The following is a 21,994-nucleotide window of genomic DNA, read 5'->3' as shown; positions in this document are numbered from 1 at the left end:
AGGCTTAAAAAATCTCCCAAAAATGCATTTAAATGCAGGTGGCGATGGCATGTACAACCTGACTTTACAAATCTTCATTACAGGGAAATGGCACGACGCCATGGTCTTGAGCTTCGACAGTCCTGAAAAAGGATTCGAAAGTCGATGTAACTTCGGCTACGCAACACCTTATCTCGTCGAAAATATTGAGGACATTGGAGCTCCATTTGCCAAGGCAGTGAGTGCCAGGTTTCCCTTGGAATGGGAGGGCAAGCGATCCAATGCACCAGCATTTCTTCACGACATTGCACCCGCCGGTGCCGCCAAGAAATTTCTGCTGGCACACGTAGGTCGCGACAAGCCTGCTGACGTCGGTGCCGACCTCTATTTACTGGCCAAAAGCACTCTTGCACCGATAGGCAATATGCGCATAAAGGAATCCGCCGAGGCGGTAGACCAGCGCGAGCCTATAGGGTTTAAACGCCAAGACGTCATTAGTCGTGATAACCGGTTTCTCGAATATGCCTATGAGCAAGGCGCCGCTATTGGTGGGGCAACGGGGGCGGGGGGCGAGGCGCCCAAACTTTTGTTAGCTCAGTGTAAGGATGGAAATTTATACCCGGATGCAGTGCTGGACGACGCAGACGTTACCCAACACTGGTTCGTGAAGTTCTCTCGCAACAAAGGGAACAGGAACGATCAAGACATCCTCAGAAGCGAATACCACTACTACAAGGCACTACAAAAACTAGGCATCGAAACGGTGGCAGAACAGGGCTTGGCGTTGGAAGAGGCGACCAAACCGAGTTTGTGGATGCAGCGTTTTGATCGGCAAGTGACCCCTCAGGGTGTCGAGCGTTTTGCCGTGGAGTCGATCTATTCTTTGGCACAAATAACCACGCCCGGTAGTGCGATGGACCACATGGACGTTATCCGGCTACTTGCCAGGCTCTGGCGTGATGCGGGGCAGACGGACCAAATTCCGGATCTTGTTGCTGACTACCTTCGTCGGGATCTGCTCAATAAAATCCTCGGCAACTCAGATAATCATGGCCGCAACACTGCAGTCATTCGGGACACAGCTTCGTTTCGTTTAGCACCGATCTATGATCTGGCGCCTATGGTGATGGACGACGAAGGTGTGACACGCACTACCAAGTGGCCAAAAGAGCTGGAGAGAGCAGGTGACGTTGATTGGCGTGGCGTATGTCGAGCATTGGCCGACATTACCGATCCAAATGATCCATTAGCTGCGTTGAGTGACGCGCCGAACTCTTTTGAGCGATTGCGCGAGGATGCCAAGTATCTGGCAGCACTCCCTGACATTTTGACCGCCAGTGGTTTGCCTGACGCGACAATGAATCACCCGCGAATCGCCTTGAAAAATCTGGAGCAGCGTTTGAAAGAGTGGGACCTGAAATGAGCATGACCGTTGCCGAGCGTACTGTACTCATCGAAAGCATCCAGGAAGCGCTGGCTCAAGGCACTCTTGAGATCAGCGAAGCGGTTCGCCGATTAAGAGTAGAGGTCACAGGTCTGCACCAGACCCAATTCGCAAAAATGTGCAAAATCTCGGTGCGCACGCTGGTGCATATCGAACATGGAGAAGGGAATCAGACGCTGAAATCGCTGAATGCCGTGTTCAGACCGTTTGGACTGAAGATGGGCGTAGTGCGGATTCGGCGCGACTTAAGCTGATTCTGCACCACGCACTGGCGCCCCCTTAAAGATGGCGTCCATGGATTGCTGCCCTTCGGAGGCAGCGATCCTTAAATTAACTCCGACTCAAATACGCCTTCCCATATTGCCGCTCCATTCTCGCCTGAATCAGCTCCAGCCCGATCGACATCACCCAGTAAATAATCGCCGCCGTCGTCAGCATCTCGATATACCGATAGCTCGACCGCCCGTACGATTGCGCCAGGAACATCACTTCCCAAACCCCCATCACCGAGATCAGCGACGAGTCCTTGAGCATCGAGATGAATTGGTTGGTGGTCGGCGGGATGATGGTGCGCATGGCCTGGGGCAGGGTGACACGCCAGAAGATCACGGTTTCGCGCATGCCCAGTGCCAGGGAGGCTTCGCGTTGGCCGTGGGGGACGCCGAGGATGCCGGCGCGGAAAATTTCGCTCAGGTAGGCGCCGTAGTTCAGTGACAGGGCGATGATGCCGGCGGTGACTGCGCCGGGGACGACGCCCAGTTGCGGCAGGCCGAGGTAGATCAGCAGGATCTGGATCAGCAGCGGTGTGCCGCGAAAGAACGAGGCGTAGAAACTGGCGATGCCGAAGGCCACGGCGCTTTTCGACAGCCGCGCCAGGGCGGTGATGAAACCCAGCAGCGACGACGTGACGATTGAGGCCAGGCACAGAAACAACGTCAGCGCTGCGCCTTGCAGGAAGCCGTTTGGCGCCAGGTGCAGGCCGATCAGGTTGGGCAGTTTGTCGAGGATGATCGAGAACTTCAGGTCGAAGCTCAGGAAGAAACTGGCGAACAAACCGAACATCGCCGCCCACGTCAGGTACAGCCGTGTGCGGAAACCGAAGACGCGTTGCAGCCGCGACTCAGCCACCGGTTGCGGCGGCTGAGGAGGTGTCGGGAAAGAAGTCATTGGCTGATGTCGGCGCCGATCCATTTTTGCGAGAGCTTGCTCAGGGTGCCGTCCTGTTTCAGTTGCGCAAAGACTTCACGCACCTTGGCGTCCCACTGCGCGTCGCCTTTCTCGATGGCCACCGAGTTCGGCTCCGAGTACAGCGGCTCGCCGGCCAGCTTGAAGCGTTTGTCTTCGGTCAGGCGCGGTTGCGCGGTGACGAGGTTGGTGAGGATCGCATCCAGTCGCACGCCGGCACCCAGGCCCAGGTCCTGGAACGCCACGTTGTCGGTGTCATACGGCGCGATCTGCACGTCCTCGAACGGGTACTGCAGTTGGGTGTCTTCAGCGCCTTCGATCACCAGGTTTTTGTTCAGGTAACTTTCGTAGCTGGAGGCGCTGGTGAGGCCGACTTTCTTGCCGCTGAGGTCTTTGGCGCTGTGGATGCGATCATCCTTGGCGTTGACCACGATCACCGCTGGCGAAGCGTAGTACTCGACCGGGAAATCGAAGACTTCGGCCCGTGCCTTGCTCGGCGTCATCGAGCAGACGCAGATGTCGTAACGGCCGCTCCAGCGGCCGGCGGCGATCACATCCCACGATGGGGTTTCGAGGCGCAGTTTGACGCCCAGTTTGTCCGCCACGGCTTTGGCCACATCAACGTCAAAACCGTCGAGCTGGTTCTGATCGTTGAGGAATGAAAACGGTGGATAGCTTTCCATCAACACGCCCACCAATTCCTTCTTTTGCTCGATGCGGTCCAGCGTGGCTCCGCCAAAGGCTTGGGTGGAGGCAGCCAGAATCGTCAGGCCCAGGGCCAGGAGTGGTTGAAATTTCACAGTCGATCCCTGAAAAAAATTGGTTGTGATTAACCGAATGGTGCGTATTAAATAGTTATAAGAACGACTCTGGTAGTGAGTTATTTTCATAAGCATATGAGTGAAAAGCATATGAGCGCAGCAAGCACGGTAATTCTGGATGGCGGCATGGGTCGCGAGCTGCAGCGCGCAGGGGCACCTTTCAGACAGCCCGAATGGTCGGCGCTGGCCTTGAGCGAAGCCCCGCAAGCGGTAGAGGCGGTGCACGCGGCTTACATCGACAGCGGCGCCAATGTGATCACCAGCAACAGTTACGCGGTGGTGCCGTTTCACATCGGCGAAGAGCGTTTTGCGGCTGAAGGGCAGGCCCTCGCTTCGCTGGCCGGTGAGTTGGCGCGGCGTGCGGTGGACGCTTCGGGCAAGGCCGTACGCGTGGCCGGTTCGCTGCCACCATTGTTCGGCTCCTATCGTCCAGACCTGTTTGACGCTGCTCGGGTGACTGAATTGTTGACGCCGCTGGTTAACGGCTTGGCGCCACATGTCGATCTGTGGCTGGCGGAAACCCAGAGCTCAATCGTCGAGGCGCGAGCCATACACGCCGGTCTGCCGAAGGACGGAAAGCCGTTCTGGCTGTCGTTTACCTTGAAGGATGAGGACACGGACGAAGTGCCGCGCTTGCGTTCGGGTGAGCCTGTCGCTGAGGCCGCTGCGGTGGCTGCCGAGCTGGGTGTCGAGGCGTTGCTGTTCAACTGCAGTCAGCCGGAAGTGATCGGCGCTGCGATTGATGCGGCGCGGGAAACCTTCGAGCGTTTGGGAGTGACGATACACATCGGCGCGTACGCCAATGCCTTCCCGCCACAACCGAAAGAGGCCACGGCCAACGACGGTCTGGACCCGTTGCGTGAGGATCTCGATCCGCCGGGGTATCTGCAGTGGGCGGCTGACTGGAAAGCACGCGGCGCCAGTCATCTGGGCGGATGCTGCGGGATTGGGCCGGAGCATATTGCGGTGCTTGCCCAGAAATTGGCGTGAAGTCATTCGCGAGCAAGCCCGCTCCCACATGGGGTATCTGTTGATCACAAAAGTGTGGTCAACACATAACCCATGTGGGAGCGGGCTTGCTCGCGAAGACGTCAGTACAGTCGACGAATTACCCGCGGCACTCAGCCAGGGTTTTCACCTGCCCGGACCCCGTCTGGTTCTCATCGGATAGCCACCGCTCAAACCCCGCGCCAATCGCCGGCCATTCCGAATCCAGAATCGAATACCACGCCGTATCCCGGTTCTGCCCCTTGACCACCATGTGCTGACGGAACACGCCCTCAAAACTGAACCCCAACCGTTCCGCCGCGTACTTGGAGCGGGCGTTGCCGTTGTTGCACTTCCACTCCAGGCGCCGGTAGCCCAGCGCAAACGACTCCTTGGCCAGCAAGTAAACCGCCTCGGTACTTTTCGGCGAACGCTGCATCGGCGCACCGAAGGTGACGTGACCGATCTCGATTCGACCTTGCGCCGGGACGATCGACATCAGACTGAGGATGCCCTGCACCTCACCGCTGGCACGGTCGATCACACTGAAGAAATACGGGTCGCTATTGGCCGCATGGTTGTTCAGCCAATCGTTGAAAGCGCTGCGCTCCGGGAAAGGACCGTACGGCAAATAGTCCCAGAGTTTCGGGTCTGATCCCGGGCCTTGCAGGGCTTTCCACAAACCCTCGGCGTGACGCGCCGGGTCGAGTTTTTCCAGGCGGATAAAACGCCCTTCGAGGGTTTGAACCGATGGCGCCGGGACGCCTTTCCAGTCTGCGAGTGAAGTCGACATCGTGTTCTCCTTGAACCTTAAAGGGCTTTGCGAAACTGGATGAAACCTGGGCGTTCGGCGATGCGCTCGTAGAGCTGGATCGCGGTGGCGTTGGTTTCGTGGGTCAACCAGTGGACCTTGCAGCAACCGTCCGTTTTGGCGGTGGCGTAGACGAATTCGATCAGCTTGCGGCCGATGCCGGTGCCGCGAGTTTCCGGCGTTACCAACAAGTCTTGAAGGTAGCAGGAGTTTTCGATGCTCCAGTTCGAGCGATGGTAGATGAAGTTCACCATGCCGACCGCTTTGCCGTCGACCCACGCCAACGCCGAATGAGTCGTCTCATTGCGGTCGAGCATGCGCTGCCAGGTGCTGTCAGTGACCGCCTCGGGCAACTCGGTGTTGTAGAAGCGCAGGTAGGCTTGCCACAGCGGCAACCAGGCGGCGTGATCGTCGGCGCTGACCTGGCGAATTTCAATCTGACTCATGTTCATTCCTTAAACCATCAAGAGGGCGAGGGCCTGGTCGTGCACATCAGGGCTGGCGGCGAGCCCCTCGCGCACACCGGCGATGTCTGCGGTGCTGCGGTTCTGGCTGAGTTTTCGCTTGCCTTCCAGACGCTGGATCGGCAGGGCAAACCCGACGATGGCCTTGAGCATGCCGTCGATGTAATCAGCGGGCGCATCAGCAACCTTCCACGGTTGCGCGCGGCCGGCTTCGTGACGATCGGTCAGCGCGCTGACCAGGTTGAGCAGGCGATCGGCATCGGTGAATATTTCGGCTGTTCCGTAAGCGTGTACGGCGATGTAATTCCAGGTCGGCACGACTTTGCCGTGTTCGGCCTTGCTCGGGTAAAACCCCGGGCTGACGTAAGCATCGGCACCGGCAAAAATCACCAGGGCTTCGGCGCCGTTCTGCAGTTCCTTCCACTGGGGATTGCCCCGGGCGAAGTGGCCGTAGAGGGTGCCATTCGGGCCCTGTTCCGGATTGAACAGCAATGGCAAATGACTGGCTTGCAGACCTTGCTCACCGTGGGTGACCACCATGGCGAGGCGCGTGTCGAGTATCTGCTGCTGCAGTTCAGTCAAATCTTTGATGGCAAAGCCGCTGGGGTTGTACATGGAAATAATTCCTTGGCGAATGCGTTCATCCTAGGCAGGCTAATGGTCTGTTGTAAGAGCCATTAATGACCAATTTCATAGGTCCATTGTCATGAGCGAAGCGCCGCTGTCCCTGTCATTCAACCCCGCTGGTATCGAGCTTGATCGTCGTCAGGGCTTGAGTCGCCAGCTCTATCAGGCTTTGCGCCTGCGGGTGCTCGATGGACGATTGGCCAGTGGGACGCGGTTGCCGGCCAGTCGTGACCTGGCAGCAGCGCTGGCGATTTCCCGCAATAGCGTGGTGCGAGCCTACGATCAGTTGTACGCGGAAGGGTTTATCGAGGGGCGGGTCGGTGACGGGACTTACGTTGCTCAATTGCCCGAGACCTCGGTCTCGGCAAAAAAACTATCCACAAAAGTATCCACAGGGTTTTCAACAGGGTTACCCACAACCTTATCCACAAATTGGCTCGATTTGCCTGTGGTTTCATCCAGTAAAGTTATCCACAGCGGTGCGCTGGGACGCGTTGAGAAGAACCATTTGCCGACACCGCCAATCGGTCCACCCAAGGCTTTTCGGGTCGGCGTTCCGGCATTCGATCTGTTTCCTTTCGAGGTCTGGGCCAAGCTGAATGCGGCTTTCTGGCGCAAACCGGATTTGCAGCAACTGTGTTACGGCGATCCGGCGGGTGACGAGCGTTTGCGCGGCATGATCGCCGCATATTTGCGCAGTTCGCGAGGCATGCAGTGCTCGGCTGAGCAAATAGTGATCACCAGTGGCGCGCAGCAGGGGATTAGCCTTTGTGCACAGCTGCTGGTGGAGCCGGGCGATGGGGTGGCGATTGAGAATCCGGGGTATCGGGCGGCGGGGCATGCGTTCGCCGTGGCGGGTGCGAAACTGCATGGCGTGGCGGTGGACAGTGAGGGCATTGACTGCAACGAATTGAATGGCCTCAGCGACTGTCGGCTGGCGTATGTCACGCCGTCACACCAATACCCGACCGGCGTGGTGATGAGCCTGGCGCGACGTCTTGAGTTGCTGGCCTGGGCCGAACGCACCCAGGGCTGGATCGTCGAGGACGACTACGACGGCGAATACCGTTACAGCGGCGCGCCACTGGCCCCGTTGGCCGCACTCGACCGGCAGGGCCGGGTCTTGTATGTCGGGACGTTCGGCAAAGTCGCGTTTCCGGCACTACGCCTGGGTTACCTGGTGTTGCCGCCAACGCTGGTGCAGGCGTTTTCTCAGCGTCGAGCGGTGGACGTCCGGCATTCCGAGGTGAGTACCCAAGCGGTTATGGCCGAGTTCATGGCCGCCGGGCATTTTCAGCGACATATCCGCCGCATGCGTCGCGCGGCGCTGAGCCGACGCAATACCTTGCTGGCCGGTTGGCCGCCGAACATTCCCGGCATCGGCAGCCTGCCGAGTGTCGCGGCAGGGCTGCACCTGACGGTGGCGGTCGACTCACAGGCCCGCGAGCGCGAACTGGTGGAAAAAGCCGCCGGTGCTGATGTCGAGATCAACGCGCTGAGCAGCTACTGGTTGCCGGATTCTGCAAAACCTGCGGACCAGCGCGCCGGGCTGGTACTGGGGTTCGCGGCGGTGCCCGAGGCGGCGATCCTTGCTGCACTTGGGCGACTGGAACAGGCCTGGCGCGGTTGAGCGATCAAGTCGAGGAGCCCGCCTTGGGCTCCAGGTCCAGAAACAGTTTGCGTAACCCGGGGGCTTCGATCCTTCTGAACACTCCATCGATGGGCTCGAAGGTATTCAAGGCCTGCTGCAGTTCAGGTGCCAGTGTTTTCAGATAGTCATCCGACACTTTCATATGGGCGGCCGTTGGCGCACTCGCTGCACTCGTCAAGGTTTCATAGTGGAAGTGCGCCACCCATAACGGCTTGTTGCTGGTCTTCTCGACAATCCGGTATTCCTGGAAAAAGTCGCCGAGTCCTCGGGTCTGGATGCGCCCTCGTTTGTCGCGGCTGATATCGAGCTGGCCGTTTTCATGCAGCCATTTGAAAGCGCTTTGGGTCGGTTTGCGCCGTTTGTACAGCCCCGCCCGGACACTGACGCCTTCCTTGCGCAAGCGGGTGGCGGCCTCTCGCAGTCCGACACTCAGGGTGGCGACGGGGGGTGTGGAATCTTCGGTCTTTTTGAGGTTGATCAGGGCTTGATCAACGCTGCTGGCAGCCTGATCCAGTTTCAGTGCCTGTTGATCGAACAGATCCTGCATGTCCGCCGGAATGCGGCGGGGCAGTAGCGCATCTTTGCGGGTGATTTCGATGAACTTGCCGGCGTCCGCGCTCAGCTCAAGCCCCGCCTCTAACGTTTCCAGATCGTCCAACACGGGGGCAGGTGCGTGGTAGATGGCTGGCGTAAATGGCTTAAGCGACTCCTCCTTCGATTTTGCGGTTTCGTTTTTGCCGGCGTCCCGTGGCCGGGTCTTGCGCACTTTGACCGGTGGGCGGGACGGGCCCGGTTGCGCTCTTTCTACAGGTGTTTGCGGCGCGAGCGGCTCAGGTTCCGGCAACAACATTTGCAGTCGGTCTTGTGCCAGTTGTGCGAACTCGTCGATGAGTGCGCGCAGGTGTTCGAGCCGGGGCTGCCTGACCAGCCCCGGATAAGTGTCCGGCAGTTCGAGAATGCGCTGTTCGGCATCGGCAAACGTCTCCAAGAGATGGCTCAACGCTTCGACGTTCACTTGAACACCGGAGTGCTCGTTTTTGATTTTCGCCAGCTCCGCTATTTGAATCGCGGCCTTCGCGGCGCTCACAACGATCTTGCCCACCGCGTTCCGGGCTTGCTGCATTAAGGGGCTGGCCTGCTCGTTGATGCACAGCTCCTGCGCCATGCCGATCTCGTTGGCCTTGAGATCCAGCACGGTAAACGAAGGTGTCAGTTTTCTGATTTCAATGGCGCGCTCTATGCCAGGTCGCCCTGCCGCGTGCATCCCCTCGAGTGTCGACGTCGACAGGTTCAGTTTTTCAATCATCTCCCGGCCGACGTCGGTCGCTTGCTGGATGTTGTCGACGTAGGTTTGTCTGGGGACCGGTTCTGTCTGTCCTGATTGAGTCATGACACTGATGGCCTGACCATATTCGGACCGTTTGATGACAAACCACAAGGACACGTTTTTCTGCAACACAATGCTCATGCGCAGCAAATTTTCCCGGTAGTTTTCCGTCCCGCCGAGGGCACGCCATTCGCCTAGTTGTTGTAGCGCCTGGCGGTATTCGTCGATCGTTGCATCGAGTTTTTCCAGGTACGCCGCCGTTTTTTGATCATAGTCTTCGGCGCCGGTCTGATGGAGTTCGGTATAGAGCCTGAGCAGCTCGGCTTCCTTGTTCTTTTCCTCGTTTTTAAAGGTGTTCAGGGCGTCATCCAGATTGATTCGGCGCTGCTCGTTGGCCGCCTCCTGATGGCGGCTGAACGCATTCCCGCCACCGCCTCGCAAGCGCAGACTCAGGTCGAGCACCCATTGCCCTTTGCCGTTATCCATCAGCATCGGACCGTTTCGCGCAGGCTGATCCGGGTAAACGATATGAGCCCCTTCGTCGCCTTTCACGTCGATGTAAAACCACCGATCCCCCACCTGTGCGTAGTTTCTGAAGTTGTATTGGTAATAATGCGGAGGCGCGTCCTTAACTGTTGTCACGTTTTCGCTGGAAATATCAGGGGCCGCGACTTTGAGTGTGTCCAGGTAGACGCCCAGTGCTGTCGGTGTTCGGCGTGGAACCGATCCTGCCAGTTCCAGCGAGGAAAGGTGACTGGGCGGAAGGTCCGGGGGCAGCGGGGAGGTATCGTGCGTGACGGTCACGGGCTTGACGATGGATTCTGGTGCTTTCTCCTTCGACAACGGTTCAGTTCGAGGTTTGCTTGAAACCCTTTTCCGTCGCATCACGGCGTGATGGCTGAGGATAATGCCGATCGCCAGCAGAACGTCCGACACCGAAGTCCATTCGATGAAGCGATCATCCCGGTCATGGGCATCAAGTGCCTGTTGAATCTGATTGATGGTTTGCCAGACCCAGACAGCAGTGCCTACGGCACCACTAAGGAAGTTCGAGGCGACGTTGAACAGTGCCCACCCACTGTCCTTCAACACACTCCAGCGCCGTTCGGCATTGGACTGCGATTGCCGGTCAGCGAGGCTGACCAGCGCCCGCGCGTTGCTTTTGAACAACGCCGACAGAATATCGCCGGTGATCTCGACACTGTCGACAACCACGCGCCCGAACTTGTCTGCCCGCTGCAAGGGATTGACCACTTGTTCCGCGATCAGCCAGGGAGAGGGCAGCCCGGTTGGGAACACATACTGCGCGTATTCAACGCTCAGGGTTTTATCGGGCAACCACGCCAGTACCGAATCCCTGAGGTCGCCGGGTTGGTGCAACGCGTACAAAAGGTTTTGCCTGGAAGGAAACTGCAGCAGCGAATCATCAAGCATCGGGCGATACAGCAGGCAAGGCCCATTGTGTGCGTCTCGCGGGCTGATGATGAACATGTTGTCCACCGTGTCGCTGCTGCTGATCAAGCGATGTTGCGGCGTCATCGTCAGCGAGTAGAGCGCGATGGTTTTGGTTTTGACATCGGCGTCGAACAGCTCGCAGACGTATTGATAGCCGCGTTCGTCCACACCGGTTTCAGGATTGAATCTGGCCTCCAGTGCCAGAAGCGGCAGCAGGGAACTCAATTGACCGCGATAGAAGTGTTCCTGACGTCTGGAAGCGACCGGGTCTTCCAGAAGCTTGGGCTTGATCAGTTCGGGATACGCTTTGCCAACGTCCAGTCGGGCTGACAGGGTGGTCAGAAATTCCGCTGTCAGCCAATCCGGAACCGACTCCCCACCCTTGAAAAACACCGTCGCCATGTAGGGCGCTTCGTTCTCCAGCGCGAACTCGGCCAGCGTTTCAATGCGCTGATCGAGAGGGTTGGGGAGGATGAAATTGTCGGCGGTAAAACTGTTGGTGATTTTGATCCGCAGATTATCCAGCGCAAGATTCTCGGCGCCGACCGCCAGGGGGTCAGCGATGATCGCTTCACGCATCCGCCGCTGAGCGTAATCGGTGATGGACGGAATCTCGGATCGGGCCAGTTTGCTGTCCGGTTGACGATACAGCTTGCCCAGAGCGCTGATGTAACGGCTGTAGTCTTGAATCTCGTTGGACGAGGCGTTGCGCAACCAATCGGGAATCGCGTTGTTCAGTTGCAGCAGTTGCGCTTTCTCGGTGGGGCTGAACCCGGTTTCGAGCTCGACATCATCGTTTGTCGGCGTTTCAAGAAACGGCAATGCGTTGATGGCATCCAGTTGTGAGGACACCAAAGCCCATGCCATGTGGTCGAAGATGTTGCCTTGCGGTTCGTAAAGCCGCCACGTCAGGGCGTGTCCTGACTGTTGTTCTTCCAGGCGTGCGGGAAGCACGTTACCCAGTTCTTCCATCGAACTGAACGACTCGTAGGCGCGCTCGATGGTGTACATCACCAGCAATTGGCGCGAGCGATACGTGGCCTTGAGCACCAGAGCACCGCCAATCAACAGATGGCGAGGGATGTCATTCTCGACGATGTCGATATCCAGCAGGCATGCCTGAATGGTGGAGAATTCGTTGTTTGAATTTTTGCGGGTGGTTTTGTCCGGGGCGCTGAACACCTCCCGCGCCATCGCGCATTCATCGGCGTCCCAGCCTTTGACCGTCTGCACGTTCAGGGCCTTGCGCAGCGTGTCGGAAAGCTCTTGCCAGCGGGGGATCGCACGCCCCTTGGCGTTCCAGAACGCCAGTTGCCGTACTTGAACCTCGACGAACAGTATCGACGCCGAGTCATTGAGCATTTTTGCGATGTCCTCAATGCTGACAGCGAGGTGAACCGGGTTTTTGCTGTCCGGCTCGAGTGTCAGGAAATGCTCGCCTTCGAAATAGTTGGCTTTCGTTCCATACAGGCCTTGGCGCATCAATGCCAAGGTCAGTGATTCGAACCCGGTCGTGCCTGCCTCGATGCGGTCGTTCACGATGAGCCATTGAGGCGTGGCGACGTAGGTTTTATCAGGGTCGAGCTGCAATTGCGGCCAGGACTTTTCCAGTGTCTGGCGCAGCTGGTGCGAAGCCACTTCGCTGAGCATCGGGCCGTGGCTGGTCAGGCTCACCAGGTCACTGGTTTCCACCAAGGGCGTCGAATCATTTTGAGGCGGTGAAGTGGTGTTGCTCATGGCGGATACCTGAGGGCAATGACGAGGCCAGGAAAGCCTCTTGGTGCACCGAAGGTAATCAGGCGCCGCCCCCTCGAGGTGGTAGATAAATATCGCGGGAAAAAAAGACCCGCGAATGCGGGTCTCCGGTTCAGCGCATCGTATGGCTTACGATCCTGAGGTCGAGGCCGGCACTTTTGCGAAGAACAGTGTGGTCGCCAGTTGCGGACTGATCTCGCTACGGTAGATCGAGATCGCCTGGAGATCGTCATTCGCGCCGCGAGCTTCGGATGCACCCCCCAGCAGCCGTTGTTGCACGGTTTTCAGGTGCGCCGCCGTGAAGGTTTGTACAGGCGATGCGGGTGCCGAATAGTGGAAGTGGGCGTACCACAGCACTTTTTGAGTGCTGCGATCACGGATCTCAAATTCCTCGAGGTAGTCTCTTTTGCGGCTTTTGAGCAAGCGTCGACCGGGGCTCTTGACGATGTCGACCTGCCCCGCGCTTTGCAACCACCGGACGCGCTCCGCCGTCGGCAGTTGTAGTTTGGTCATGCTGATTCGGGTCTCGCGTCCCTGATTGTAGAGTCTGGTTGCCCCGTCGTTCAGCTGCTTGGCCAGCGTGGCGGCAGATCCCGGGCCGCCCTCGGTGGAGTTAATCGCGGTCAGCGCTTCGTCGATTGCGCTGGCGGCGTCCTGCAGTCGATGGGCCTGCAGATGAAACATCTCCTCTATCTCCACGGGTATTCGCCGCGTGCCTTTTGAGTGGGCTTGCGTTCGACGAATGAACGCCTCCAGCCCATCCAGCAATGACTGACCGTGTACCGTACTTGCGCTCAGGTCGGGTTGGACGACGACGGAGGAAACCGGTTTTGGTGACACTCTTTCAACCCAGACGCCCGGGGTCTTCTCATGAAAGGTCGAGATGACTTTGCCGGTCAACGCCGAGGTTACGTCGATCAGTTCTGGCCCCTGCGCCGTGGGGTTGGCGCGTAGCTGGCCCACCACCGTCCCTTTGTAACGGGTCTTGATGATTCGCTTGGCGGGAACCGTCGGCAGGCGTGAGGGGCCCGCTTGCGGCTCCAGAACCTGGCGTTCGCGCAGCAGACTCGCCAGGTGCTTCACGGTGCGCTTTTGAAACCCGTCGATACGTTGGCGCATCAAGTCGAGCGGTGGTTGCAGGAACTGACCGGGAAACTCGGTGGGCAAATCGACGATGCGCTGGTCGGTGATCGTGAGTTGCTCCACCAGATCGCTGAGCCCATCGATCCGTTCCGGTAAACGCCGCACCTCTTCGTCAGTGGCCAGGTCCAGTGAAGCCTGAATGGCGAGGGCGGCGTTTTCGACAACATCCTCCAGGGCCTGGCGCGCTTCAGGCTCGGCCGTAATCACGTTGTCGAGGCACAGCTCTTGCCCCAGTGTGATCTGGAACAGTTTGAGGTCCTGTAAATCAAACGACGGCATGTTGGATTTGACGTCGCGAATCACTTCGATGGCTTCTTTGCCGAGCAGGTTCAGCTGCTCGAAACGCGAATGCGCGAACTCGATTTTGCTGATGTAGCCTTCGGTCAGGTCGCTCGTGTGCTGATAGGTGCGTCGGGCGGCCTGGGCGTTTTCCAGGGGAGGTGTGTCGAGAAGAGCGAGGGAAAGACGCATCTGGTTTTCGAAAACAGGACGCTGGTGGGCGAACCATTTTTCCAGCAGCGATAGCTGGACATCGAGGCGGCTGACCATCGCTTTTCGATAATTGGGAATGGCTTCGCGAGCATTGAACGCGTTCATCTGTTCGATGTTGGCGCTGAAGGAAGAGATCTGCGCGTCGAGCATTTCGAGGTACAAGCGGCGATGGGTGTCGGTAGCGGCAGGCGCCTGCGCGTTCTTTTGCGCTTCCTTGAGTTCTGTCTCCCGGATTTTGGCCTGGCTTTCGAACGCAATCATTTGCTGTTTCAGTTCAGCCTGGCGTTGCCTGTTTTGTTGTTCCAGCCGTTGTTTCTCTCTGCCCCCGGCCCTAAGCCTCAGCCGTGTATCGATGAACCATTCGCCTCTGGCGTTCTTGATCAGCAACGGGCCGGTGCGTGCGGGAGACCGGCGTGAGTCAATGATTTGTACATCGCTATTGTCGTTGAGGGTGACTTCGAACCATCGCTGGCCAACCTTCGCATACCATTTTCCATTGAGTGAACTGAGGTGTTGGTGAGGACCGGATACGCTGGAGGCGGCTGCCATTCCCTTGGGTTCGGCGATGGCCAGTTCATCAAGCAATACGCCCAAGGAGGCAGGCGGCAGCGTAGCGATGGCGTGCAGAGTCGTCTCATGGGAGGGCAGAAGCTGGCTGAGGTCGGGCAGATGGCTGACCGTGACTTTATGGGCAGACTTGCTTTCGGGCGTTACGGCTGGCGGCTCGATTTTTTCTAATGGCCGCGAAATCGGTTTATTTCGAGTGGCCGCCCGATGGGCCAGTACCATGCCGAGCGTCAACAGCAGATCGGTCAGGGCGGACCAGGCGAGTTGGCTGTCGTCGTCCTCTGCGGCATCGGTAACGTCCTGCAAGTCGTCCATGATCTGCCAGATCCACGCGCCAACCCCGGCGGTGCGACCAAGGAAGGGCAGCGCGACATTGAACAGCATCCATGCGCCGTGCTTGAACGTTGCCCAGCGAGCTTGCGCGTTGGACACCGATTGACGGTCAGCCAGGGTAACCATGGCGTTGGCGTTGGCTTTGAACAGGGTCGCCAGTGGCGCGTCATCAAGGGGTGCAGCACTGAGCGACACCGCGCCCATCTTGCCCAGGGCTGAGGTGGGATCGACCAGCAATTGGGTCAGCGTCCAGACCGAAGGCAACTCACCCGAAAACACATACTGGGAGTAGTTGAAGCGCACATCATCGGACAGCCAGGCCAGGATCGATTGGCGAAGGGTTTTCTCGTGCTTGATCGCATACAGCAGGTTGGCCTCGTTCGGGTACTGCGTCAGCGAGGGGGCGAGCAAGGGCCGGTAGAGCAGGCACGGTCCTTTGTCGGTGGGCCGCGGCCCAATGACAAACATGTTGGCGACTTCATCGCCTTTGCTACCCGGGCGATCACCGGTCATAAAGGCCAACGGTCGAATGACAATTTCCTGTCCGTTCACACTGCGATCGGCAGCGTTTTCCTGCAGGGCCGCATTCACGTACTGGTAACCCCGCTCATCAATTCCGGCCTCGCCGCGCATCTTGTGTTGCAGTGCCTGCAAGGGCAGCTGGACACGCAGGTGGCGGGTGTAAAGTGCCTGGCGGCGTAACGTTTCGTGCGGGGCGTCAAGCAGTTTGCGCTTGATCAACGCTGGATAAACCGCACCGATATCCACCTGCGTGACGAGGTTTTCCAGATAGGAGGGAGTCATCCACGCAGGCACTGCGTCGCCGTTTTTGTAACTCACCGTCTTGTTGCCCAGCGGAACGGCCATCAGGTTTTGCAGCGCCAACTCGATCAGCGACAGCGTGGTGGTTTGCGTCTTGCCAGGTACCACGACTGCGCCCAGCACCACGACGCTGGTGATGCTGATTTCAATGTCTTGCAGGTCCAGGCCTTTTGCCGTTGGATGATCCTTGATCATCTGCTCTCGCAAGGTTTGCAGCGCAAATTCGGGCAGTGACGCGATGCCTTCGTCGAAGGTTTTTCCGGCGTCCTGTTCCCGCAGCTGCGCCAGGTCCATCAAGTGTCGGCTGTAGCGGGTGAGGTCCGCCGACGAAGCCTCTTTCATCCATCCGCTCAGTAACCCCTGAACCTTGTTGAAGCGCGACGACGGCAGGGCTTCAAACTCAGTGAAGCTTTTTGCTGCGGCACTGACTTGGGGTGAAAGCCTCGTAGGAGAAGCGCGCTGAAACGTAGTGAACGTACCGATGGCTTCGACTTCGAGTGCAATCAGCGCGCAAGCCTGCTGGTGAAAGAAATTGCCCTCGGGTTCATACAGACGCCATTGCAGAGTCAGCTCGCGGCTTGACGTTCCAGGGTGGGCGAACAGTGTTTCACCCAGTGCCGCCATTGAGTCGAAATACCTGAACCCTTCAGCAATCGAGTGCGTCAGCACCAGGGTTCGCGTGCCCAATGTGCCCACGAACACGGCGATATCCAGAACACGCAGATGTTCGCTCACCGCGTTTTCCATCCGATCGATTTCGATCAGACAGGCCTTGGTCTGGTACTTGTCCTGTGATTGTGATCGCCGTGTTGCACGATCCGGATGATTGAACACGGCTTGGGCCATCGCTTGTTGATCAGCATCCCGATTCGAGGCGGGATCGGGGCTCCAGATGTTCTGCAGCGATTGCGAAAGCGAATGCCAGCGCGGGGTCGAAGGGCCTGTCTCCTGGTTCCAGTAATCAAGTTGCTGTTGCTGATAAGCGATGAACAGCTGCGGTGCGAGCGTATTGAGCAAGCACCCGATGCCATTGATCTTCACAGGCAGTTGAGCCAGCGGTTCAGTGCCCGGTTGCAGGGTCAGGAAATGTTCACCATCGATGAGCGTCACGGTCGATCCCGACAAACCGAGTCGTACCAGCACGTCGGTGAGCGATTCATACACGTTATGGCCGGGCACGACCTCGGTGCCGGTATCGATCCAGGTCGGGGTGACGACCGTGGCGAGCGTCGGGTCAATCTTCAACAGCGGATACAGCGCGTCGAGCGCCGGGCTCAATGCGGTCGCTGCGACCTCTCTGATCGAGGGGCCGGTGACCAGTTGGGTCAGTACTTCTTCTGCACTTGGGGCAGTGGTGTCTGGCATGGTCGTCTCCTGACTGAGGACGCGCCGCTTTTGAGTGTGCAGCGCGGGGTCAGGGGAAGGTATCGGGCGTTCCGATGTGTCTGGCGGTACATAAATAGTGCAGGCAAAAAAAGACCCGCATCGGCGCGGGTCTCGGTTTTCAGGCGTTGTTTCAGGTCCCGGACTTGATCTTCGTCCAGGCCCGGGTCCGCGCACGTTCGGCATCGCGCGGCAGCGGTTGCAGGGTGTAAAGCGTGCCCATCGCCGCTTCGGTCGGGTACAGGTTCGGGTTGTTGCGGATCGCCGGGTCGACCAATTCCGTGGCGTCCTTGTTCGGATTTGGATAGCCGACGAAATCGCTGACTGGCGCGATCACCTGGGGTTGCAGCAGGTAGTTGATGAAGGTGTAGGCGTCTTCCGGGTTCTTCGCGCCTTTGGGAATGGCGAGCATGTCGAACCAGATCGGCGCGCCTTCTTTCGGCAGGCGCATGTCGACGATCACACCGTTCTTGGCTTCCTTGGCGCGGTTGGCGGCCTGGGAGAAGCTGCCGGAGTAACCGACGGCGACGCAGATGTCGCCGTTGGCGATGTCGGCCATGTATTTGGAGGAGTGGAAGTAAGTGACGTACGGACGGATTTTCATCAACAGCGCTTCAGCCTTTTCGTAGTCCGCCGGCTTCTTGCTGTTGGGGTCCAGACCGAGGTGTTGCAGGGCCAGCGGCAGGATCTCCGACGGCGAGTCGAGCAGGGCGACGCCGCACTGCTTGAGCTTGCTGATGTTCTCTTCCTTGAAGATCAGGTCCCAACTGTCCACTGGTGCGTTATCGCCCAGTGCGGCCTTGATCTTGTCCGGGTTGAAGCCGATCAGGATGGTGCCGTACATGTACGGCACGGCGAATTTGTTGCCCGGATCGTTCCCTTCCAGCAGCTTCATCAGCTTCGGATCGAGGTGGTTCCAGTTCGGCAGTTTGCTGCGGTCCAGCGGCTGGAACACGCCGGCTTCGATCTGCTTGGCGAGGAACACGTTGGATGGCACCACCACGTCATAGCCGGAGTTGCCGGTCAGCAGCTTGGCTTCGAGTGCTTCGTTGGTGTCGAAGATGTCGTAGACCAGTTTGGTCTGGGTGTGCTGCGCCTTGAAATCTTCCAGCGCCTTGGGCGTGATGTAGTCGAACCAGTTGTAGACGCGCAACGTTCGCTCTTCAGCGTGGACGGCGCCACTGAGCACCGCAGCGCAAAGCGCCGGTGCGATAAAACGCTTGAGTCTGTTCATTGTTCTAATTCCTCATTGGGCGCTTTCAAAACCTTCGAGAACGTTCACGGCATTGATGCCGATTTCTTCTACCGCGTAACCGCCTTCCATCACGAACAGCGTCGGTTTGCCGAGCTTCGCGATGCGCTCGCCCATGGCCAGGTAATCCGGGCTGTCGAGCTTGAATTGGGAGATGGGATCGTCCTTGAACGTATCGACGCCCAGGGACACGACAACGATGTCGGCACCGTACTTCTCGATTTCTTTGCAGGCCTGTTCCAGCGCGGCGCTCCAACTGTCCCAGCCGCTGCCGGCCGGCAAAGGGTAGTTGAAGTTGAAGCCTTCGCCGGCCCCTTCACCAAGTTCGTCTTCATAGCCGAGGAAGAACGGGAATTCGGCTTCCGGATGGCCGTGAATCGAGGTGAAGAGCACGTCGCTGCGTTCGTAGAAAATCGATTGGGTGCCGTTGCCGTGGTGGTAGTCGACATCGAGGATCGCGACCTTTTTGTGGCCCTGATCGAGGAACGCCTGAGCGGCGATGGCGGCGTTGTTGAGGTAGCAATAACCGCCCATCAAGTCGCTGGCGGCATGGTGTCCCGGTGGACGGCACAGGGCGAAAGCACTGCGGGCGCCGCGTTGAATGGCGGCTTGGGCGGTGAGGGCCACTTGCGCTGCGCTGTACGCCGCTTGCCAGGTGCCGGCGGTGATCGGTGCGCCGCCGTCGAAGCTGTAATAGCCGAGCTGGCCGTGCAGGCTGGTGGGGATGATCCGGCGCAGGGTGCGGGCTGGCCAGGTGTAGGGCAGCAAGTCGCCGTCGGTATTGAATTCGGTCCAGCGCGCCCAGGCACCTTTGAAGAAGTCGAGGTAGTCGCGGCTGTGAATACGCGCGATCGGCTCCAGGCCGAAATCCTGTGGCGCTTCGACCGGGCCGAGGTTTTGCTTTTGCACACGTTGCAACACATGGTCGGCCCGCGAGGGCATTTCGAAGCAGGGCATCAGTTGCCCGTCCATCAATTCACAACGGCCGTGGTGCAGGTGGTGATCGTCCGAGTAGATCGTCAGCATTTCTTGTTCTCCGCAGGCTGATTCGGTTGAACACAGTCTTGCGGGAGGCGGGGTTTGGGAGAACGGCAGGAAAGGCCAAAAGGGGATCGATATGGCCAAAAGATTTGACCGAAATTCGCCCCTTATTGGAGCGACTGTGCCCCGGTGTTGGTCACCCACCCCTGTAGGAGCGAGGCTTGCCCGCGAAGCTTTGGGGTACTTGAAGGCGCCTTCGCGGGCAAGCCTCGCTCCTACAGAGGGTTGGGGTCAGGGTCGGAACTGGCTGGGTGCCACGCCGCTCCAGCGCACAAACGCATGGCGGAAACTTGCGGTTTCGCTGAAGCCCAGCGCTTCGGCGATCCGGTAGATCGGCAGTTGATCCTCGCAAAGCATCTGCTTGGCCTGCTCGAAGCGTAACTCGTCGAGCAGTTCCTGATAACTGCACCCCAGGTCCTTGAGATGCCGGCGCAAGGTGCGCGCGGAGCAATTCATTTGTTCGGCCAGCCCCTCGAGGCCCGGCGCCGCATTGAGTTGAGCCCTGAGCAATTGACGAATCCGCCCCAGCCACGCCTGGCGACCCGTGAATTCGGTGTTCTGCTTGCGGCAGCGTTCGACCATGGCCTGATGAGTAATCACATCGGCGAGCGGCAAGGCTTGGTCGAGCCAACGCTTGTCAAAGGCGAAGGCGTTGTCCCGCGCCTCAAAGTGCAGCGGGCAATTGAAGTGTTCGGCGTAGGTCGCCTCATAGTCGGGCGCGACATGTTCGAAGCGAGCAGCCAGCAATGGCAGGGGATGGCCAAGCATGTCGTCGCAGATGACTTTCAACGACACCAGACAGAATTCGGCATTGAACACCGCCAGCGCCGGGTTCTCCCGGTAATCGGCAGCCACGAACCAGATGCGCTCGCCGTCATCTTCCAGGCTCAACTCGAAAAGTGTTCCCAACAACGCCGGATACCGCATCGCCAGACGTAAAGCGTCACCGAAGGTGGCACTGGTGAGCAGCGCATAACCGAGCATGCCATAGGACGAAACGTGCATCCGCCGGCCCAGTTCCAGGCCGATATCACGCTTGAGCGCGACGGCGTTGGCGCAGACCTGCATCTCTTGGTTGGTGGTGATGCGCGTGTCCGCCCGGTTCAGATCCGCAGCGCTGATGCCGCTTCCCGCCAGTAATGCGTCGCGGGCCGGGCCTTCGGCCTTGAAGGCATTGAGCACCAGAGAGACAGCGTTGAGGGTGGTGAGGTGGGAGTGGAGCATGGGATGTTCCAGCCTTGGGATGCTGGAGCGGCAGCAAGTTATATGCCGAGCGCGAAACCCTGTAGGAGCTGTCGAGTGAAACGAGGCTGCGATCTTTTGATTTTGCTTTTTAAAAACAAGATCAAAAGATCGCAGCCTCGTTTCTCTCGACAGCTCCTACAGAAGCGGTGAGGTGTCAGCTGAGTTCGCCGCAGAGGTCGAGTTCGACCAGGCGCCGCACTTCAGCGGTGTCCAGCCCGGCCCCCAGCAACCCATGCAACTTGCCGAACGCCGCTTCACGGGTCATGCCGCCGCCCGACAGCACGCCAACGCCGCGCAACCGGCTGCCGGCCTCGTAAACATCCAGCTCAACGCCACCTTCATGGCATTGGGTGACGGCGACAACAACCACACCTTTGTCCCGCGCCCGCTCCAGAGCAGCCAGAAACTCAGGGTTGTCACTCGGTCCGGTGCCACTGCCGTAGCATTCCAGCACCAAGCCTTGGATACCACTGTTCAGCACGCCATCCAGTTGCTCGGCGCCGATGCCCGGGAACAGCGGCAACACCGCGACTTTCGCCAGTTGCTTGCCTTGGTTGTAGTTCAATTGAGCCGGCAGTGAAGTGGCCTTCACACCACCACCCTGACGTTCCAGCCGCTTGAACGGGTGACGGCCGAAGCTGCGAACTTTCGCGCAACGAGTCGGGTCGAGCAGTTCGCCGTGGAAATACAGATGAACGCCCGGCGCCAGGCCATGGCCGAGGGCAACCAGCGCACCGCTGAGGTTTTCCCAGGCATCACTGTCGGTCACGCCGGCCGGCAGCATCGAGCCGGTGAACACCACGCGGGCATTCAGGCCGAGCAATTGAAAACTCATCGCGGCGGCGCTGTAGGCGAGGGTGTCGGTGCCGTGCAGGATCAGCACGCTGTCGCAGCCCTGGACATCAACGGCGTCGACCACCGCTTCACGCAGTTGCTGCCAGTACGTCGGGCTCATGTTGGCGCTGTCGATCAGCGGCGACATTTCGCGAAAGCGCCACTGCGGCACCACGAGTTCGGGCTGGCTGTGCAGGTATTCGCGCATCCGCGCTTCGAAACCTGACGCCGGGGCCAGGCCATTGGCACTGGCTTGCATGCCGATGGTGCCACCGGTGTAGAGCACCATGACGTGCTGCGCGGCAGGGTAGGTCGAGGAATTCATGGAGACTCTCCGAGAACGATGAGTTCCTGTGGGAGCGGGCTTGCTCGCGAA

The 21,994-nt window shown here is 58.9% G+C and carries 15 protein-coding genes; 4 read left to right on the top strand and 11 right to left on the bottom strand.

Going from position 1 to position 21,994, the window contains the following annotated elements; all coding sequences use genetic code 11:
- Positions 1 to 49 precede the first annotated feature (49 nt).
- Positions 50 to 1,402 (top strand): HipA domain-containing protein, encoded by a 1,353-nt coding sequence (locus ACA049_RS30410; RefSeq protein WP_497332037.1) that lies wholly within the window; start codon positions 50 to 52, stop codon positions 1,400 to 1,402.
- Positions 1,399 to 1,677, top strand: a complete 279-nt coding sequence (locus ACA049_RS30405) for a helix-turn-helix domain-containing protein (protein ID WP_461956376.1) — start codon at positions 1,399 to 1,401, stop codon at positions 1,675 to 1,677. Before ACA049_RS30410 ends, ACA049_RS30405 begins: the two co-directional genes overlap by 4 nt.
- Positions 1,678 to 1,753: 76 nt before the next feature.
- Here ACA049_RS30405 and ACA049_RS30400 read toward each other — a convergent pair whose 3' ends face one another.
- Both ACA049_RS30400 and ACA049_RS30395 read right to left on the bottom strand, forming a co-directional pair.
- The gene (locus tag ACA049_RS30400; RefSeq protein WP_497332034.1) at positions 1,754 to 2,590 is read right to left on the bottom strand and encodes an amino acid ABC transporter permease; all 837 of its coding nucleotides are present in this window, start codon (positions 2,588 to 2,590) and stop codon (positions 1,754 to 1,756) included.
- On the bottom strand, positions 2,587 to 3,408 hold the full coding sequence (locus ACA049_RS30395) for an ABC transporter substrate-binding protein (RefSeq protein WP_094469920.1): 822 nt from the start codon (positions 3,406 to 3,408) through the stop codon (positions 2,587 to 2,589). Before ACA049_RS30395 ends, ACA049_RS30400 begins: the two co-directional genes overlap by 4 nt.
- 111 nt (positions 3,409 to 3,519) lie before the next feature.
- Between ACA049_RS30395 and ACA049_RS30390 the strand changes: the two genes are divergently transcribed.
- Positions 3,520 to 4,419 carry a homocysteine S-methyltransferase family protein gene (locus ACA049_RS30390; protein ID WP_497332032.1) on the top strand — a complete coding sequence of 300 codons (900 nt, stop codon included), beginning with the start codon at positions 3,520 to 3,522 and terminating at the stop codon, positions 4,417 to 4,419.
- A 118-nt stretch (positions 4,420 to 4,537) separates the two neighbouring features.
- On the opposite strand, the gene ACA049_RS30385 is transcribed toward ACA049_RS30390, so the two are convergent.
- The 3 genes from ACA049_RS30385 to ACA049_RS30375 are packed head-to-tail and all read right to left on the bottom strand — an operon-like array spanning position 4,538 to position 6,306.
- Positions 4,538 to 5,209 carry a GNAT family N-acetyltransferase gene (locus ACA049_RS30385; RefSeq protein ID WP_497332030.1) on the bottom strand — a complete coding sequence of 224 codons (672 nt, stop codon included), beginning with the start codon at positions 5,207 to 5,209 and terminating at the stop codon, positions 4,538 to 4,540.
- A gap of 17 nt (positions 5,210 to 5,226) precedes the next feature.
- The gene (locus tag ACA049_RS30380) at positions 5,227 to 5,673 is read right to left on the bottom strand and encodes a GNAT family N-acetyltransferase (protein ID WP_497332028.1); all 447 of its coding nucleotides are present in this window, start codon (positions 5,671 to 5,673) and stop codon (positions 5,227 to 5,229) included.
- A 9-nt stretch (positions 5,674 to 5,682) separates the two neighbouring features.
- Complete coding sequence (locus ACA049_RS30375) at positions 5,683 to 6,306, bottom strand: FMN-binding negative transcriptional regulator (protein ID WP_497332026.1); 624 nt, start codon at positions 6,304 to 6,306, stop codon at positions 5,683 to 5,685.
- A 91-nt stretch (positions 6,307 to 6,397) separates the two neighbouring features.
- Between ACA049_RS30375 and pdxR the strand changes: the two genes are divergently transcribed.
- Positions 6,398 to 7,948 carry a MocR-like pyridoxine biosynthesis transcription factor PdxR gene (gene pdxR, locus ACA049_RS30370; protein WP_497332024.1) on the top strand — a complete coding sequence of 517 codons (1,551 nt, stop codon included), beginning with the start codon at positions 6,398 to 6,400 and terminating at the stop codon, positions 7,946 to 7,948.
- Positions 7,949 to 7,952: 4 nt separating this feature from the next.
- On the opposite strand, the gene ACA049_RS30365 is transcribed toward pdxR, so the two are convergent.
- The 6 genes from ACA049_RS30365 to ACA049_RS30340 all read right to left on the bottom strand — a co-directional run bounded on the left by ACA049_RS30365 (position 7,953) and on the right by ACA049_RS30340 (position 21,943).
- Positions 7,953 to 12,488 carry a dermonecrotic toxin domain-containing protein gene (locus ACA049_RS30365; RefSeq protein WP_497332022.1) on the bottom strand — a complete coding sequence of 1,512 codons (4,536 nt, stop codon included), beginning with the start codon at positions 12,486 to 12,488 and terminating at the stop codon, positions 7,953 to 7,955.
- Between the two features lie 147 nt (positions 12,489 to 12,635).
- On the bottom strand, positions 12,636 to 17,228 hold the full coding sequence (locus tag ACA049_RS30360; protein WP_497332020.1) for a dermonecrotic toxin domain-containing protein: 4,593 nt from the start codon (positions 17,226 to 17,228) through the stop codon (positions 12,636 to 12,638).
- Between the two features lie 151 nt (positions 17,229 to 17,379).
- The gene (locus ACA049_RS30355; RefSeq protein WP_497332018.1) at positions 17,380 to 18,480 is read right to left on the bottom strand and encodes a polyamine ABC transporter substrate-binding protein; all 1,101 of its coding nucleotides are present in this window, start codon (positions 18,478 to 18,480) and stop codon (positions 17,380 to 17,382) included.
- A gap of 12 nt (positions 18,481 to 18,492) precedes the next feature.
- Complete coding sequence (locus tag ACA049_RS30350) at positions 18,493 to 19,524, bottom strand: histone deacetylase family protein (RefSeq protein ID WP_497332016.1); 1,032 nt, start codon at positions 19,522 to 19,524, stop codon at positions 18,493 to 18,495.
- A gap of 246 nt (positions 19,525 to 19,770) precedes the next feature.
- A complete protein-coding gene (locus ACA049_RS30345) occupies positions 19,771 to 20,763 on the bottom strand; it encodes an AraC family transcriptional regulator (protein WP_497332014.1) in 993 nt (330 codons plus the stop codon).
- Positions 20,764 to 20,938: 175 nt separating this feature from the next.
- Positions 20,939 to 21,943, bottom strand: a complete 1,005-nt coding sequence (locus ACA049_RS30340) for an asparaginase (protein ID WP_497332012.1) — start codon at positions 21,941 to 21,943, stop codon at positions 20,939 to 20,941.
- Positions 21,944 to 21,994 lie beyond the last annotated feature (51 nt).

Source organism: Pseudomonas sp. LBUM1662 (assembly GCF_059695915.1).
The sequence above is the reverse complement of the archived record's forward strand: the minus strand, read 5'-3'. Positions and strand labels throughout refer to the sequence as shown.

Bases quoted from the DNA above. Each gene is read 5' to 3' on its own strand.
- pdxR (WP_497332024.1), top strand. From the start codon at position 6,398: ATGAGCGAAGCGCCGCTGTCCCTGTCATTCAACCCCGCTGGTATCGAG.
- ACA049_RS30390 (WP_497332032.1), top strand. From the start codon at position 3,520: ATGAGCGCAGCAAGCACGGTAATTCTGGATGGCGGCATGGGTCGCGAG.
- ACA049_RS30375 (WP_497332026.1), bottom strand. From the start codon at position 6,306: ATGTACAACCCCAGCGGCTTTGCCATCAAAGATTTGACTGAACTGCAG.
- ACA049_RS30400 (WP_497332034.1), bottom strand. From the start codon at position 2,590: ATGACTTCTTTCCCGACACCTCCTCAGCCGCCGCAACCGGTGGCTGAG.
- ACA049_RS30380 (WP_497332028.1), bottom strand. From the start codon at position 5,673: ATGAGTCAGATTGAAATTCGCCAGGTCAGCGCCGACGATCACGCCGCC.
- ACA049_RS30365 (WP_497332022.1), bottom strand. From the start codon at position 12,488: ATGAGCAACACCACTTCACCGCCTCAAAATGATTCGACGCCCTTGGTG.
- ACA049_RS30405 (WP_461956376.1), top strand. From the start codon at position 1,399: ATGAGCATGACCGTTGCCGAGCGTACTGTACTCATCGAAAGCATCCAG.
- ACA049_RS30360 (WP_497332020.1), bottom strand. From the start codon at position 17,228: ATGCCAGACACCACTGCCCCAAGTGCAGAAGAAGTACTGACCCAACTG.
- ACA049_RS30340 (WP_497332012.1), bottom strand. From the start codon at position 21,943: ATGAATTCCTCGACCTACCCTGCCGCGCAGCACGTCATGGTGCTCTAC.
- ACA049_RS30385 (WP_497332030.1), bottom strand. From the start codon at position 5,209: ATGTCGACTTCACTCGCAGACTGGAAAGGCGTCCCGGCGCCATCGGTT.
- ACA049_RS30410 (WP_497332037.1), top strand. From the start codon at position 50: ATGTACAACCTGACTTTACAAATCTTCATTACAGGGAAATGGCACGAC.
- ACA049_RS30355 (WP_497332018.1), bottom strand. From the start codon at position 18,480: ATGAACAGACTCAAGCGTTTTATCGCACCGGCGCTTTGCGCTGCGGTG.
- ACA049_RS30345 (WP_497332014.1), bottom strand. From the start codon at position 20,763: ATGCTCCACTCCCACCTCACCACCCTCAACGCTGTCTCTCTGGTGCTC.
- ACA049_RS30350 (WP_497332016.1), bottom strand. From the start codon at position 19,524: ATGCTGACGATCTACTCGGACGATCACCACCTGCACCACGGCCGTTGT.